Below are 14,201 nucleotides of genomic sequence, written 5' to 3'. Positions count from 1 at the left end.
CGATGGAGAGCCTGGACCCGGTCCTGCTGTCGCGGCTGCAGTTCGCAGCCAACATCACCTTCCACATCCTGTTCCCGGCGATCACCATCTCGCTCGCCTGGGTGCTGCTCTACTTCCGCCTGCGCTACGACCGCAGCGGCGACGAGTCGTGGATGGGGGCCTACCGCTTCTGGGTCAAGATCTTCGCGCTCACGTTCGCGCTGGGCATCGTCACCGGCGTCACCATGAGCTTCCAGTTCGGCACCAACTGGCCGGGCTACATGGAGACCGTGGGCAATATCGCCGGGCCGCTGCTGGCCTACGAGGTGCTCACCGCCTTTTTCCTGGAGGCGAGCTTCCTCGGCATCATGCTGTTCGGCACCAAGCGGGTGAGCCGCAGGGTGCACATCCTGTCCACCTTCCTGGTGGCCGCCGGCACCACGCTGTCGGCCTTCTGGATACTGGCGCTGAACTCCTGGATGCAGACGCCGGTGGGCTTCGAGATGATAGACGGCCGCGCCCACCCCACCGACTGGCTGGCCATCCTTTTCAGCCCGTCCTTCCCCTACCGCTTCACCCACATGCTGCTGGCCTCCGGCCTCACCACCGCCTTCCTCGTCGCCGGCATTTCCGCCTGGCGCTGGCGCCGCGGAGACCGGGGCGGCGACGTGCGCGTCGCCCTCGGCACCGGGGTGCGGCTGGCCGCCATCCTGATCCCGCTGCAGATCCTGGTGGGCGACCTGCATGGCCTTAACACCCTACACCACCAGCCGGCCAAGCTGGCGGCCATGGAGGGCATCTGGGAGACCCAGCGCGGTGCCGCCGCGGTGCTGTTCGCCGTGCCGGACGAGGCCAGCCGCAGCAACCGCTACGAGATCGCCATCCCCGGCCTGGCCTCGCTTTACCTGGGGCACTCCTTCGATGCCGAGATCCGCGGCCTCAACGACTTCGCCGGCGAGCATCCGCCGGTGAAGCCGGTGTTCTTCGCCTTCCGGCTGATGGTGGGCACAGGCCTGCTGATGCTGCTGGTGTCCTGGCTGTCGCTGTACCAGTTCAGGCGCCAGGGCGCACCGGGGCCGCGCACGCTGATGATCCTGGTGGCGATGACCTTCTCCGGCTGGGTGGCGCTGGTGGCCGGCTGGTACGTCACCGAGATCGGCCGCCAGCCCTGGCTGGTGCATGGCGTGCTCAGGACGGCGGAGGCCGCCACCGCCACCGCGGCCAGCCGCATCGGCCTCACGCTGGCGATGTACCTCAGCCTCTACGCAGTGCTGCTCACCGCTTTCATCTCGGTGATCTTCCATCTGGCGAAGAAGGCCGGCGAGAGCGAGCAGCCCAAGCAGATGAACCCGGTCGCCGACCCCTTCCATGCCGGCGTCGGCGTGGCCGACAAGGAGCGCGCCCAGCGTGGCGCCACCCCGGACGACGGCGCCCGCTCGCCGGAGGAGAGACGCGATGCCTGACCTGAGCCAACCCGCCGGCTGGCTGCCGCTGGTGTTCCTGCTGGTGATGGGGCTGGCCATCCTCATCTACGTGGTGCTGGACGGCTACGACCTCGGCCTGGGCGCGCTGCTGGGCGTCGCCGACGAGCACGACAAGGACATCATGGTTGCCTCCATCGGCCCCTTCTGGGACGCCAACGAAACCTGGCTGGTGCTGGGCGTGGGCGTGTTGCTCACCGCCTTCCCGCTCGCCCACGGCGTTGTCATGGGCGCGCTCTACCTGCCGGTGGCGGCGATGCTGCTGGGCCTGATCTTGCGCGGCGTCGCCTTCGATTTCCGCGTCAAGGCCCAGGCCCACCACAAGCCGTGGTGGAACCGCGCCTTCTGCGCCGGCTCGCTGATCGCCGCGCTGGCGCAGGGCTACATGGTGGGGCTGCTGGTGGTGGGCTTCGAGCGCAGCGCCATCAACCTGTTCTTCGCCGCCTTCATCGGCCTCGGCCTCACCGCTGGCTACTGCCTGCTGGGCGCGGGCTGGCTGCTGATCAAGACCGAGGGGGAACTGCAGATACGCGCCGCGCGCTGGGGCTGGCGGGCGCTGTGGTTCACCGCCTTCGGCGTCGCCGCGGTGTCGGTGGCCACGCCGCTGCTGAGCCGTGCCATCTTCGACAAATGGTTCGAAGTGCCCAACCTTTTCCTGCTCGCGCCCATACCGCTGATCACCGCAGTGTTGTTCGTCTTCGCCGCGGTGGTGCTGCGCCGGCTGCCGGCCCAACTGGCGCGGGGCAACCACGCCTGGGTCTGGGTGCCCTTCGCCGCCACGGTGGCGATCTTCATCCTCGCCTTCCACGGCCTCGCCTACAGCCTCTTCCCCTGGATCGTGCCGCAACGCATGGACGTCTGGCAGGCCGCCGCCGCCCCCGGCTCGCTCGCTTTCATCCTGGTCGGCGTGGTGGTGGTGCTGCCGTTCATCATCGGCTACACCATCTTCGCCTACCGGGTGTTCTGGGGTAAGGCGACGCACCTGGAGTACGGCTGAGGGGGCGCTCAAGCGGCGGAATCTGCTGCCTGCCCCATCCGCTCCGGGCCTGCCGAAGAGCGACTGCCCGCGAGGCCGGCAGTCCAGTGCAGGCCTGCACACCCGCCTGCGGAAAAAAGAAGCGCAGGCACCGCAGCGGCGCCCGCCCTTGTCCCGTCTTTCAAAGAGGCTTGCCGCTTAGCGCTGATGTTTGGCGATCGCCCGCGCCAGTTCAGCCTTGTTCATGCTGGAGCGGCCGCGGATGCCGAGGTCGCGGGCGCGTTCGTACAGCTCCTGCCGGCTATGGCCCTGGTAGTCCACGCCGCCGAAGGTCTCGCCCTTGCCCTGGCGCTTCTCGGCGGTGGAATGCTCGGCGCGCGGGTCCGAGGGGCCGCGCTCCTTCTTTGCCTCCCAGTGGTCGCCCACCTTCTCGAAACCGTGCTTCAGCGCGGCGATCGCGGTACGCCCGGCCCGCTCGCCGGGGCCGTACTCCCGCTCGGCGTTCTCCAGCGTCTTCGCATAGGTGCGCTGCGCCTTGGCCGGCGAGCGCTTGAGCGTGCGTGGAACTTCGATGTGATGCCTGGGCATGGCTGTCTCCGGTTGCTGGGCGGAATTGCCTGCCCCAACGCATGAGAACCGCGTGCCCGGCGGTGGCCTACTGGTCGCTTTGTGCGGACGGGAGACCGTCGCACTGGTTGATCTCATACCGCGTGCTGCGCCCGCCGCCCGGCAGGCGGACCAGGCAGCCTTTGGCGACGAGGTCGGCCAGGTGGCGGGTGGCGGTGGCCTTGGAGACTTGCGCCACCGCCTTGTACTGGGCGGCGCTGATGCCGTCATCGAAGCCGCGTTCCCCGCCGTCCAGCAGGCGGTTGAGCACCTTGAGCTGTTCGGCGGACAGGCCCTCGTGGCGGTGGCGCTGCCAGAAGCGCGCCTTGGCCAGCACGCGGTCGATGCGGGCGAGGGCTTGTTCCAGGCTGTGCAGCAGCGTTTGCAGGAACCACTGCAGCCAGGCGGTGACGTCCAGGCTGCCTTTCTGACTGGCTTCGAGGATGCGGTAGTAGGTGGCGCGCTGCTCCAGGATGCTGGCCGACAAGGCATGGAAGCGGATTGCCTCCGGCGCGTCCTGGGCCAGCGCGAGGTCGGTCAGGGCGCGGGTGAGGCGGCCGTTGCCGTCGTCGAAAGGGTGCAGGGTGACGAACCAGAAATGGGCGATGCCGGCGCGCAGCATGGGGTCCAGCGTGGTATCGCCGCGGCTGTGTTCGAACCAGGCGATGAAGCCATCCAGTTGTTGTTCCAGGCCGGCGCGCGGCGGCGCCTCGAAATGCACGGTGGGCCGGTCCAGCCGGCCGGAGACGACCTGCATGGTCTCGTCGCCGCGCAGCTCGCCGACGCGGATGCGGGTGAGCTGCAGCTCTTCGGCCGGGAACAGCCAGCGGTGCCAGCGGTACAGGCGTTCCAGGGTGAGCGGCTGATCGGGATGGCGGGTGGCATCCAGCGACAGTTCGGCCAGGCCTTCGCTGCGGGGGCTGGGGTTGCCGCTGTCGTCCAGGCCGAGGCGGCGGGCGAGGGAGGAGCGCACCGAGCCGACGTTGAGCTGTTCGCCCTCGATGGCCGAGGAGGTGATGATGTTCTGCAGCAGGGCGTCCAGATTGTTTTGGGCTTCCACATCGGCGCCGATCGCGCCCGCCATGCCCAGCAGTCGCCCCTGGGCCTGGGTGCAGGCCCGCAGCAGCGGTGCAAGCGCTTCGGCTTGCCAGCGGAACTGAGGCCAATCGGGCTGCTGCCAGATCCAGGGTGGGGTGCGCATCGCGGGGCGGCTCGTGTTGTGAGCCGATTGGGAGGGGTTAATCGGCTCATTGAGTGAGCCGATTTTGCGGCTTATTTGGCTCAGGGTCCAGCGAGCAGCAGATTTCAGGCCGAGCGCGCCTGCCGCTGCGGCGGCACATGTTCCACCTGCGCGCTGGCCGGCGGTACTGCGGGGGCGACGATGGCTCTCACCGGCAGATGGTCGGAGGCGATGCGGGAAGAGGGGCTGCGGTGGGTTTCGAAGGCGAGCAGGGTGTGGCGGGGGCGGACCCAGACGCGGTCCAGCGCGAACAACGGCAGGCCGGAGGGGAAGGAGCGTTCGGCCGGGGCGTGGCCGAGCAGGTTGTTCAGCCAGCGCAGCGGCCGGCCCATGGGCAGCCATTCGTTGATGTCGCCCAGTACCACCACCGACTGCTCCGGCGGGATGTCGTGCAGCAGCCTGAGCATCTGCTGCACCTGGTAGCGGCGCTCGGCCGGCCGCAGGCCCAGGTGGGTGACGATGACGCGCACCGTTTCGCCGGCCACGTCCAGGTCCACCTCCAGCGCGCCGCGCGGTTCGCGGCGGCGGTAGCTGAGGTCGTGGCGGCGTACCGCCAGCACCTTGCGGCGGGTGAGCAGGGCGTTGCCGTAGCTGCCTTCGTGGCGAATGATGGTGTGGCCGGCGACCGCCTCCATGCCGGTCTGGGCGGCGAGGAAATCGAGCTGCATGGAGTCGTGGCGGCCGTCGGAGCGGCTGTCCACCTCCTGCAGGCCGACGATGTCGCAGCCCAGTTCGCGTATCACCTGGCCGACGCGGGCGACATCGCAGCGGCGGTCGCGGCCGACGCAGCGGTGCACGTTGTAGGAGGCGATGCGCAGGCAGTCCTCGCCGAGGGCGAGGTCCAGGTTGCGCCAGCTAGCGAGGCTGTTGGCCTGGGTTGCCATGGGCGTGGGTGCGGTGCTCGGAGACCAGCCAGCGGCGCACCGCCAGGGTGATGAGGGCGACGCCGGCGACGGCGGCGGCGATCAGGCCGTAATTCACCCGCGAGGGATCGCGCAGCGCCGACTGCAACTGGTCGCCGAACACGGTGGTGGCCAGGGTGCCGGGCAGCATGCCGAACAGGGTGCCCAGCATGAAGGGCAGCAGGCGGATGCCAATGGCGGCGGCGACCACGCCTTCCACCGCGAAGGGCGCGATCGGCACCAGGCGCAGCGCGGTGATGGCGATCACGCCGCGCCGTCGCAGGGTTTCGGCGATGTGGCGCAGCTTGCGGCCGGCGAGGTTGTGCACCGTCTCCTGCGGCATCGCCATGCCGGCGACGTAGGTGAAGAAGGCCGCCAGCAGGATGCCGGAGAGGGAATAGACGAAGCCCAGCATGGGGCCGAAGGCCACGACTGCCGCCAGCGTGATCAGCGGCCGCGGGAACATCAGCACGCAGGCCGGGGTATAGGCGAGCAGGATGAGGATGGGCGCCCACGGCCGGTCGGCGAACTCCCGCGCCCACTGGGTGACGCGCTCCGCGTTCACCCACTGCGCCAGCGGCGTGTATTGCCACACCGCGGTGAGCGCAACCAGCACCACCGCGAGGGCGGCGATGCGGGCGGCGAGGCGGCGTACCGGATGCATGCGACGCGGCCGCGGCATGCCCGGCAGCAGCCCGGTGGCCTGGCCGCCGGGGCTGCCCTCGGCAGCGTATTCCGGGCTGCTGGCGATGAGGCTTTCCGGGCTGAACTCCTCGATCAGCCGCTCCAGCGACACCGGTTTGCCGGGGTCGCCGACGCGGGCGAAGTCCAGCACCGCCTGCGGCCAGTCCGGCTGGTCCTCAAGCGGTTTCAGCGTGCGGCTGCGCCCGGCCAGCGCGGCAATGGCGGCCGCCAGGCTGCCGTGGCGGCGTAGCGCCGCCTCCACCGCATCTGGCGCGCAGTCCAGGTGTTCCGCCAGCAGGCGGTTGCGGTAGGTGGCGATGGCGGAGGCGACGCGGGTGTCGCCACGGGCTTCCAGCGCGGCGTCGCACTCGCTGTCCATGCCCATGGAGCGGTTGCACAGGTTGGCCGAGCCGATGCGCAGGATCTCGTCGTCTACGATCATCAGCTTGGCGTGCAGGTCGATGCAGGTGCGCTCGGACAGGCCGTCCACATGCGGGTAGTAGATGTGGAAGCGACCGTGGTGGTCGGCGGCGCGCAGGCGCTCCACCAGCCGGGCGCGCAGCACGTGCATGGTGTGTTCTTCCAGCCAGCCGTGGCTGAACAGGCGCACCACCACGATGATCTCCGGCCCGTCCTCCTCCTCCAGCCGCGCCGCCAGCGCCTCGCCGATGCCGCCAGCGGTGAAGTACTGGTTCTCCACGTAGATGCAGCGGCGGGCGGCGGCCACCATGTCCAGGTAGAGCTGCTCGACCTCGCGCACCGCCGGCTGGCCGGCGCGTTCCGGCAGCGTGCGGGAGATGGCGATGTCGATATCGGAGAAGGCCACCTCCAGTCCGGGCGGCCAGGGGCTGCCATCGGCGGCCAACTCCGCATGTCGCGGCGGCGGGGGCAGCGGATGGCCGAGGGCCGCCTCCCAGCGGGTGCGCACCACGCCGGCCAGTGCGCGGGCGGCTTCGCCATCCACCGCCAGCATCATGTCGTGGAAGGGCGGATAGGGCTTGCCGGCGCAGTCGCGGCGCGGATCGTCGGCGCGGTGGGCGCAGGTGTCCCAACGCCGCACGGTGAGATCGAAGCCGCCGATGAAGGCGAGGGCGTCGTCGATGACGACGATCTTCTGGTGGTGCGAGGCGCCCAGCGGATGGGTGTCGTCATAGGCCAGGTGTACCCGGCGGTGTGGCTCCCAGCCGCCCAGGCCATAGAGCGGCGGGAATTCCCTGTCGGTGCCGAACACCATCGGGTAGTCCCAGTCCAGGATGTGCACCTGCAGGCCACGGCGGCGCTGCACCAGCCAGTTGAGGAAATCGCCCAGGCGTTCCGGCATGCCGGGCACCGGCGGCTCGTCGTCGAAATGCAGGCAGGTATTGCTGTTGAAGTCCCAGGCCAGGATGGTGATGGAGCGGGTGGCACGCTCGGCGGCGCGGGCGAAGGCGCGGAAATACTCTTCGCCATCCACCACCATGCCGGCGCGGTGGGCGCGGGCCACGGTGCAGCAGTTGTGGCCGGGGACGAACAGGCTGGCCGCAGGGCCGGCCGGCGGCGGAGCGCTGCGGGCGCCGGTGCCGGCAAGGCCGGTGTCCGGGAGGGCGGTGGCGGGGAGGGCGCCGCCGGCCACGCTGCGCAGACCGCCGCTGCCAGGATCGCCAAGAAGCGTGGGGTCGCGGGGGCGCAATCCGGTGCCCTCCGCTCAGCGCGCCACCCGGCGGCGGCCGCGGCTGCTGCGCGTGCCGCGGCAGGCAGTACCGCTGCGCGACCGCCGGGGATGCGCTTCGGCCGTTCCCATCAGCGGGGCACAGCGGGAGCAGCCCTGGCAGGGCAGCACCCAGCGCAGGATTTCCGGGACCTCGAACTCGAATTCCGCGGGTTCGGTGTCGGTCTCGTACGGATTGCTCATGAAGTCATCCCGGGCAGCAGCGATGGCCGGGGGGTTGCAATGGGCGTGCCCGGGGTCGTCGGCGGTGACCCGGCCCGCCTTCCCGAGGGCGTCCGCATCGCGGCCGGGCTCCAGCAGCTCCGCCGGGCCGCATGCAAATTCGACAGCGGCATGTAGTTTTTTCCCCTCGCAGATCCATTCCGCTATTCCGCCTGCCCCGCCCCCGACCGGGGGCGGGAGTGGGCATTGCTGCGCTGCGGTCGCTCTCGCCGGCGTGGGGCGGCGCCGGCCGCCCGCCCGCCGATGCGGGCGCTTCCCGCGGCTCCGCTCGGGCATGGCGATTGCCTTCAGTGCCCTGCCCGCCGGTTTTCCTGTGCGCAGGAAGCCCCGACACAGAGACACGCGCTGCGGCGCGAAGGAGAAAACAATATGGAACGCCCCCGCCTGTCCATCGCCGTGGTGACCGAGACCTACTCGCCGGAACTGAACGGCGTGGCGCTTACGGTTGAGCGCACGGTGCACTACCTGCGCGGCCGTGGTCACAAGGTGGATCTGGTGCGGCCGCGGCAGGCGGGAGAGGTGGCGGAAGAGGGGACGCTGCTGGTACGCGGTTTTCCGCTGCCGCGCTATCCCGGCCTGCAGTTCGGCATGCCGGCGGTGTTCCGCCTGCTGCGGCGCTGGCGCAAGGCGCGTCCGGACGTGGTGCACATCGTCACCGAAGGGCCGCTGGGCTGGGCGGCGCTGTTCGCCGCGCGCCAGCTGGGCGTGCCGGTGACCAGCGATTACCGCACCCACTTCCAGAAGTACAGCGGCTATTACCGGCTGGGCAGGCTGGCCGATGTCATCAGCGCCGCGTTGCGTACCTTCCACAACCGCTGCGATCTCACCTTCGTGCCCACCCGCATGCTGGCGGCGGAGATGGCGGCGCAGGGCTACCGCAACCTCGCCATAGTCGGCCGCGGAGTGGATGGCGAGCTGTTCTCGCCCACCCGGCGCAGCGCCGGTCTGCGCGCGCAGTGGGGGTTGGGCGAGCGCCAGCTGGCGGTGCTGCATGTCGGCCGGCTGGCGCCGGAGAAGAACCCGGCGCTGGTGCGCGAGGCTTTCCACGCCATCCGCCGCGAGCGGCCGGATGCGCGCCTGATCTGGGTGGGCGATGGCCCGCTGCGGCCGGAGCTGGAGCGCGACGCGCCGGGTGAGATCTTCGCCGGCGTGCAGCGCGGCGAAGCGCTGGCACAGCACTACGCCTCCGCCGATCTCTTCCTCTTCCCCAGCCTCAGCGAGACCTTCGGCAACGTGGTGGTGGAGGCGATGGCGAGCGCGCTGCCCATCGTCGCCTTCGACATCGGCGCCACCCATGAGCATCTGGCCGACCGCCTGAGCGCGCGGGTGCTGCCGCCGCCGGGCGGCGACACCCGGGCCGCCGCCGCGCTGGCCGAGAGCGCCTTCATTGGTGCCGCCCGCGTGCTGGCGGTCCAGGACAGGGAGCGCCGCCTGCTGGCGGATGCCGCCCGCAGTGCGGCGCGGCAACTGGCCTGGCCGGTGATCCTGGGCGAGTTCGAAGCCCGCCTGGTGGCCTGCGCCGCCGGCGTCGGCCACTACCGCCATGCGGCCGGACTCGCTTGAGCGCGTGGGCCGGCTGCTGGCCATCGACGGCGCCTGCGTCGTCGCGCTGAACCGCGTGCTGGCCTATCGCCCCTGCCTGTGGCTGGCACGGGCGGTGAGCCGCATGGGCGATGGCGAACTGTGGGGCGCGCTCATCCTCGGCCTGCTGTTGCTGCCCGGGCAGACAGGGGTGCGCTGCGCCCTGCACATGGGGGCGGTGGCGCTGGTGGGCGTGGCGCTGTATCTGCTGATCAAGCGCCGCGCCGGCCGGCCACGGCCCTGCGTGCGCCTGGCCGGGCTCACCGTGTGCGCCCGGCCCCTGGACGAATTCAGTTTTCCTTCGGGCCACACCATGCATGCGGTGGCCTTCGCCGTCATCGCCTTCGCCTACTTTCCGCTGCTGGGGGGCGCCCTGGCCGGCTTCGCGGTGCTGACCGCGGTGGTGAGGGTGGTGCTGGGCCTGCACTATCCCAGCGATGTGCTGGCCGGCTCCGCCCTCGGCGCCACGCTGGCGACACTCTCGCTGGCGCTGGTGCTGCCGGCGTAGGGGGCCTTGTCGCCAGCAGGGGCCCCGGCTGCCGCCTGCGGCGGCCGGCGGCCCAGCAGCGCGGCGGCGAACGCGCGCTTGGTCAGCGCCATACGGCTGCGCAGCAGACTCTCCAGCAGGCCTTGCAACTGGCGGATCACCGCCGGCTGCCCGGCATCGTCCGGATGCAGGGCGATGCGTACCCCGGGGGCACGCGGCAAGGGGCGCAGCCCGTGCCACGCCAGCGAGAGGCCGAGGCGGGCGCGGCTGCGGGTGCTATAGGCGATGGCGGGCATGTCCACGCTGCGTCGCGGATGCAGCAGGTGAAAGCCGGTGGCGGTGGTGGTGTAGCTCAAGGGCAGGTTCTCCAGCGCCTGCCAGGTCCCGGGGCTGAGCAGCCAGGCCGGGGCGACGAAGCCCTCCACCGGCCAGCCGTGCTGGCGACACCAGCCCAAACCGGCGCTGAGGCGGTTGCGGGCGGCGGAGGTGTCCAGCGCCGAGAACTCGCCTTCGGCGGCGGTCATGATGCGCCGGCGCCACCACTGCCGCGGCGTGCGCGGCAGCGGCGCTTCGTCCTGGTGGGCGTAGCCGTGCAGGGCGAGTTCGTCGCCGCGGGCGAGGTGCTCGCGCAGCGCCTGCTCGTACCAGTCCGGCACCCGGTCGCCCTGCCGGTGGTAATTGGGTACCACCAGGAGGGTGAAGGGCACCGGCGCGACTTCGCTCATCGCCTTCAGCAGGCTGGCGCAGCGCGTCCAGGTGGCCGGGGCGACGTCATGCATGGCGACGCACACCGCGGGTGGGGCGGGGAAGAGCGAGAGGGCGGCACCGGCGTGGCGCGGCGGGCTGGCTTGCGGGTTCACCGTGGCGGCTTCATCGGTTCAGGAAAGCGGGAGCGGCCCAGGCCGGCGCGGGGCGGCAGGCAAGGGGCGGTTGGTGCGGCAGGGCGGGGCTGCCCGCCGCCGCAAGGGGCGGGGATGGGGCTGGATCGGGCAGCGGCCAGGTCAGCGTCTTCATCGCCGGAACGGGCTTTCCCTTCAGCGCAGTGCCGAGGGGCTGAGGCCGATATCGCCCAGCGGCAGCTCGCGATGGCGGCCGAGGGCGGCGTAGCGGGCGGCGATGCCGGGCAGGATGCGCTCCCAGTCATAGCTCTCGGCGCGGCTGCGGGCGGCTTCGCGCAGCGGCTGCAGGTCGGCGGCGCACAGCTGCTTCACCGCCTCTGCCATGCCGCTGGCCAGGGTGGCAGGGTCGGGGGCCGGTACCGCGCAGCCCACGCTGTCGTCCACCAGTTCCGCCAAGCCGCCGGCACGGGCGGCCACCACCGGCAGGCCGCAAGCCATGGCTTCCAGCGGCGCGAGGCCGAAGGTCTCCTGGTCGCCGGCATGGACGAAGAGGTCGCAGCTGGCGATCAGCCCTGCCAGCCGGGCCGGGTCGGAGATGAAGGGCACCACCCGCACTGCCGGGTGCTCCGGCGGCGGGTTGCCGTTGCCGACCAGCACCAGGACGTGGCCGGGCCCCAGGCGGTCCAGCATGTCGTACAGCACTGGCAGGTTCTTTTCGGCGGCGAAGCGGCCGACGAACACCAGCAGGCGGTCGCGCGGGCCGGCGCCCAGGCGCAGCCGCCAGCCCTGGCTGCGGCGCGAGGGGTGGAAGACGCGGCTGTCCACCCCCAGCGCCTGGCGTTCCACCCGCGGCAGGCCCAGTTCCAGCAGGCGCTGCACCATGCAGGCGCTGGGCGCCAGCACGAGGTCGAAGCGGCTGTAGAGGCGGCGGGTGTAGGCCTCGGCCAGGCGCTCGGCGGCGGCGCCGCAGGCCTTGCCGATCACCCGTGGCATGTCGGAATGGTAGAAGCCGACTACCGGCACGCCCAGCGCCTGGCCGGCGTCCACCGCCGCCCAGGCGAGGCGGTAGGGGTCGCCGGCCTCGATCACGTCCGGTTGCAGCTCCACCAGCGCACGGGCGGCCGCCCGGCGCGCGAGCGGCAGGCGGTAGCCGTGGGAAAAGGGCAGCGGCAGGCTGGGTACTTCGACCGCTTCCTCGCCAAGGGCGGCGTGCCGCGGCAGCACCAGCGAGTGGCGGAAGCCGGGTCGCGCCTGCAGCCAGCGCCGCTTCTCCTGCAGGTAGCGGCGGATGCCGCCGCTGCGGGCGGCGTAGAACATGGTGACGTCGGAGACGTGGAGGGCGCTGCCCTCGCGCATGCCAGCGCTGCTCACCGGCCCTGGCCCTGGCCTTGGCGCAGCAGGGTCTGGATGGGTTCGCGGGGGTCGAAATCCAGCCAGTCGCCATCCCGCCATTCGCCGTTGGCGCGGTCGATCTGGCGTGCATGGCAGCGACCGAGGATGGCAACGGCGGCCGCCTCGGCGCCGGGCTTGTCGACGTTCACCGCCACCATCGGGCCGCCGGGCGGTTCGGCCGGGGCCTCGGTGCTGGCCTTCGCCGGTTCGGGGGCGTCCGCCGCCCGCAGGGCGCCGGCCAGGGCGCCCAGGTAGGCGCCGGCGCCGGCGCCGGCGAGCATGCCCATCGGCCCGCCTATGGTGCCGACGATGGCACCGGCGGCGCCGCCGGCCACGGCGCCGGCGGTGGCATTCTTGCCGGCCTTCCGGGTGCCTTCATCGCTGGCGGCATCGCCGCCCAGGTGGTAGAGGCCGTGCTGGCCCGGGGGGTTGAGAAAGTAGGTTGCGTACTCGTCCCGGCTGAAGCCCTGGGCGCGCAGCTGCGCGGTGGCCTCGTGCATGTGTTCGACGTGGGCGAAGTGTGCGGCAATGATCGCGGTCATGATGCCTCCCTCCTGTGGTGGCGCCGCTCAGGCGGCGTTGGCTTCGACGTGGGACCCGCGGCCGGCGACGCGGCGCAGCTCCACGCTGGGTATGCGCATCAGCGTGCGGTACTTGGTCACCGTGCGCCGGGCCAGTTTCAGGCCCTGCTCGGCGAGCATGCGGGCGAGTTGGGCGTCGGACAGCGGCGTCTGTGGATCTTCGGCGGCGATCAGCTCCTTCATCAGCGCGCGGATGGCGGTGGCGGAGCAGCTGCCGCCGTCCTCGGTCGCCAGCTGGCGAGAGAAGAAGTACTTGAACTCGAACAGGCCGCGCGGTGTGGCCATGTACTTGCCGTTGGTGACGCGGCAGACGGTGGATTCGTGCAGCCCCAGTTCGGTGGCGATGTCCTTCAGCGCCATCGGCTTCATCGCCGCCTCCCCGTAGCTGAAGAACACCCGCTGGCGGGCGACGATGGCGTCGGCCACCCGCTGTATGGTGTTGAAGCGCTGCTCCACGTTGCGCAGCAGCCAGCGCGCTTCCTGCAGCAGGCGGGAGAAGGAGCCGCCGCCGTTGCGGCCGGCGGCGATGTCGGCGTAGGCGCGGTTGATCCGTACCTGCGGCTGCACCGCCGGATTCAGCGTCGCCACCCAGCGGCCGCGCTGGTTGGTGACGATGATGTCCGGCACCACGTAGCGGGTGTTGTCCGGCGCGAAGACGCGGCCGGGGCGGGGTTCCAGCGTGCGGATGAGGGCGCGGGCGCTGTGCAGGGCGTCCTCGTCGCATTCCAGGATCTGCTGCAGGCGGGTGAATTCGCGCTTGGCCAGCAGATCGAAATGTTCATTGACCAGCGCCATTGCCAGCGGCAGCGCGGGGGTGTCTTCCGGCAGCACCTGCAGCTGCAACTGCAGGCATTCCTGCAGGGAGCGGGCGCCGATGCCGGGCGGGTCCAGCTGCTGCACGAGTTTGAGCGCGGCGCTCAGTTCGCAGACATCCACTTCCTCTTCCGGTGAGATCAGCTCGGCCAGTTCCTCCAGCGGCGTCTCCAGGTAACCGGCATCGGTGAGCTCGTCGATGATCATGTAGGCCAGCGTGCGGTCGCGGTCGCTCATCGGCGACAGCTGCAGCTGGGTGCGCAGATTCTCGCGCAGCGAGATGGGTGACTCGGTCCACTCCGTCCAGTCGTTCTCCTCGTCGCCGCTGCTGCCGCCGCCGGAGCGGCCTATCTCGTGCAGCGCCATCGGCATCGGCGCTTCGCCGGATTCCATGCTGTCCGGCGTGGACACCGTGGTCTCCGACGGGGCCGGCATCGCGATTGCTGCGGAAGGTTGGGGGGGCGCTTCCGGGTCTTCCTCGAGGAAAGGGTTGCTGGTGACCGCTTGCTCGACTTCCTGTGAAAACTCTTGCGATGACAACTGCAATAGCCGGAGGGCCTGCTGGATCTGGGGCGTGATGGCCAGATGCTGTCGCAGGCGTAATTCCATTCCGAGGCTCATGACGTCTCCTTGCTCCGATCTCTTCTACCGCGAAGGGGGACGCGGTGGGCCTCCGACTTCCGCAAGGACCATGCCAGTGAGATTTTCCT

13 protein-coding genes are annotated in these 14,201 nt (G+C 70.9%); 4 read left to right on the top strand and 9 right to left on the bottom strand.

Going from position 1 to position 14,201, the window contains the following annotated elements:
- Window positions 1–2 precede the first annotated feature (2 nt).
- Both C7389_RS05550 and C7389_RS05545 read left to right on the top strand, forming a co-directional pair.
- Window positions 3–1,442: a cytochrome ubiquinol oxidase subunit I gene (locus tag C7389_RS05550; RefSeq protein ID WP_133589164.1), complete on the top strand. Its 1,440-nt coding sequence runs from the start codon at window positions 3–5 to the stop codon at window positions 1,440–1,442.
- A complete protein-coding gene (locus C7389_RS05545; RefSeq protein WP_133589162.1) occupies window positions 1,435–2,457 on the top strand; it encodes a cytochrome d ubiquinol oxidase subunit II in 1,023 nt (340 codons plus the stop codon). The genes C7389_RS05550 and C7389_RS05545 overlap by 8 nt, the downstream gene beginning before the upstream one ends.
- A gap of 177 nt (window positions 2,458–2,634) precedes the next feature.
- Here C7389_RS05545 and C7389_RS05540 read toward each other — a convergent pair whose 3' ends face one another.
- From C7389_RS05540 to C7389_RS05520, 5 genes are all read right to left on the bottom strand, one after another.
- Window positions 2,635–3,024 carry a ChaB family protein gene (locus tag C7389_RS05540; RefSeq protein WP_133589160.1) on the bottom strand — a complete coding sequence of 130 codons (390 nt, stop codon included), beginning with the start codon at window positions 3,022–3,024 and terminating at the stop codon, window positions 2,635–2,637.
- Window positions 3,025–3,091: 67 nt separating this feature from the next.
- Window positions 3,092–4,243 carry a Fic family protein gene (locus tag C7389_RS05535; protein WP_133589158.1) on the bottom strand — a complete coding sequence of 384 codons (1,152 nt, stop codon included), beginning with the start codon at window positions 4,241–4,243 and terminating at the stop codon, window positions 3,092–3,094.
- 104 nt (window positions 4,244–4,347) lie between these two features.
- Window positions 4,348–5,166, bottom strand: coding sequence for an endonuclease/exonuclease/phosphatase family protein (locus C7389_RS05530; protein WP_133589156.1), 819 nt, complete (start codon window positions 5,164–5,166; stop codon window positions 4,348–4,350).
- Window positions 5,138–7,537, bottom strand: a complete 2,400-nt coding sequence (locus C7389_RS05525; RefSeq protein ID WP_246034639.1) for a VTT domain-containing protein — start codon at window positions 7,535–7,537, stop codon at window positions 5,138–5,140. Before C7389_RS05525 ends, C7389_RS05530 begins: the two co-directional genes overlap by 29 nt.
- Before the next feature lie 15 nt (window positions 7,538–7,552).
- Window positions 7,553–7,759 carry a hypothetical protein gene (locus C7389_RS05520; protein ID WP_133589154.1) on the bottom strand — a complete coding sequence of 69 codons (207 nt, stop codon included), beginning with the start codon at window positions 7,757–7,759 and terminating at the stop codon, window positions 7,553–7,555.
- Between the two features lie 408 nt (window positions 7,760–8,167).
- Between C7389_RS05520 and C7389_RS05515 the strand changes: the two genes are divergently transcribed.
- Window positions 8,168–9,361, top strand: a complete 1,194-nt coding sequence (locus C7389_RS05515) for a glycosyltransferase family 4 protein (protein WP_133589152.1) — start codon at window positions 8,168–8,170, stop codon at window positions 9,359–9,361.
- Window positions 9,342–9,887: a phosphatase PAP2 family protein gene (locus tag C7389_RS05510; protein WP_133589151.1), complete on the top strand. Its 546-nt coding sequence runs from the start codon at window positions 9,342–9,344 to the stop codon at window positions 9,885–9,887. The genes C7389_RS05515 and C7389_RS05510 overlap by 20 nt, the downstream gene beginning before the upstream one ends.
- Here the strand turns inward: C7389_RS05510 and C7389_RS05505 are convergent.
- The 4 genes from C7389_RS05505 to C7389_RS05490 form a co-directional block, all read right to left on the bottom strand.
- Window positions 9,806–10,726, bottom strand: a complete 921-nt coding sequence (locus C7389_RS05505; protein WP_246034638.1) for a DUF2334 domain-containing protein — start codon at window positions 10,724–10,726, stop codon at window positions 9,806–9,808. The genes C7389_RS05510 and C7389_RS05505 overlap by 82 nt on opposite strands.
- 174 nt (window positions 10,727–10,900) lie before the next feature.
- Window positions 10,901–12,061 (bottom strand): glycosyltransferase, encoded by a 1,161-nt coding sequence (locus C7389_RS05500; protein WP_133589149.1) that lies wholly within the window; start codon window positions 12,059–12,061, stop codon window positions 10,901–10,903.
- Between the two features lie 11 nt (window positions 12,062–12,072).
- A complete protein-coding gene (locus C7389_RS05495; RefSeq protein WP_133589147.1) occupies window positions 12,073–12,639 on the bottom strand; it encodes a hypothetical protein in 567 nt (188 codons plus the stop codon).
- Between the two features lie 27 nt (window positions 12,640–12,666).
- The gene (locus C7389_RS05490; RefSeq protein WP_133589145.1) at window positions 12,667–14,112 is read right to left on the bottom strand and encodes an RNA polymerase factor sigma-54; all 1,446 of its coding nucleotides are present in this window, start codon (window positions 14,110–14,112) and stop codon (window positions 12,667–12,669) included.
- Between the last annotated feature and the right edge of the window lie 89 nt (window positions 14,113–14,201).

The organism is Azoarcus indigens (assembly GCF_004361735.1).
Classification (GTDB): Bacteria; Pseudomonadota; Gammaproteobacteria; order Burkholderiales; family Rhodocyclaceae; genus Azoarcus; species Azoarcus indigens.
This window is presented reverse-complemented; position numbering and strand designations above follow the sequence as displayed.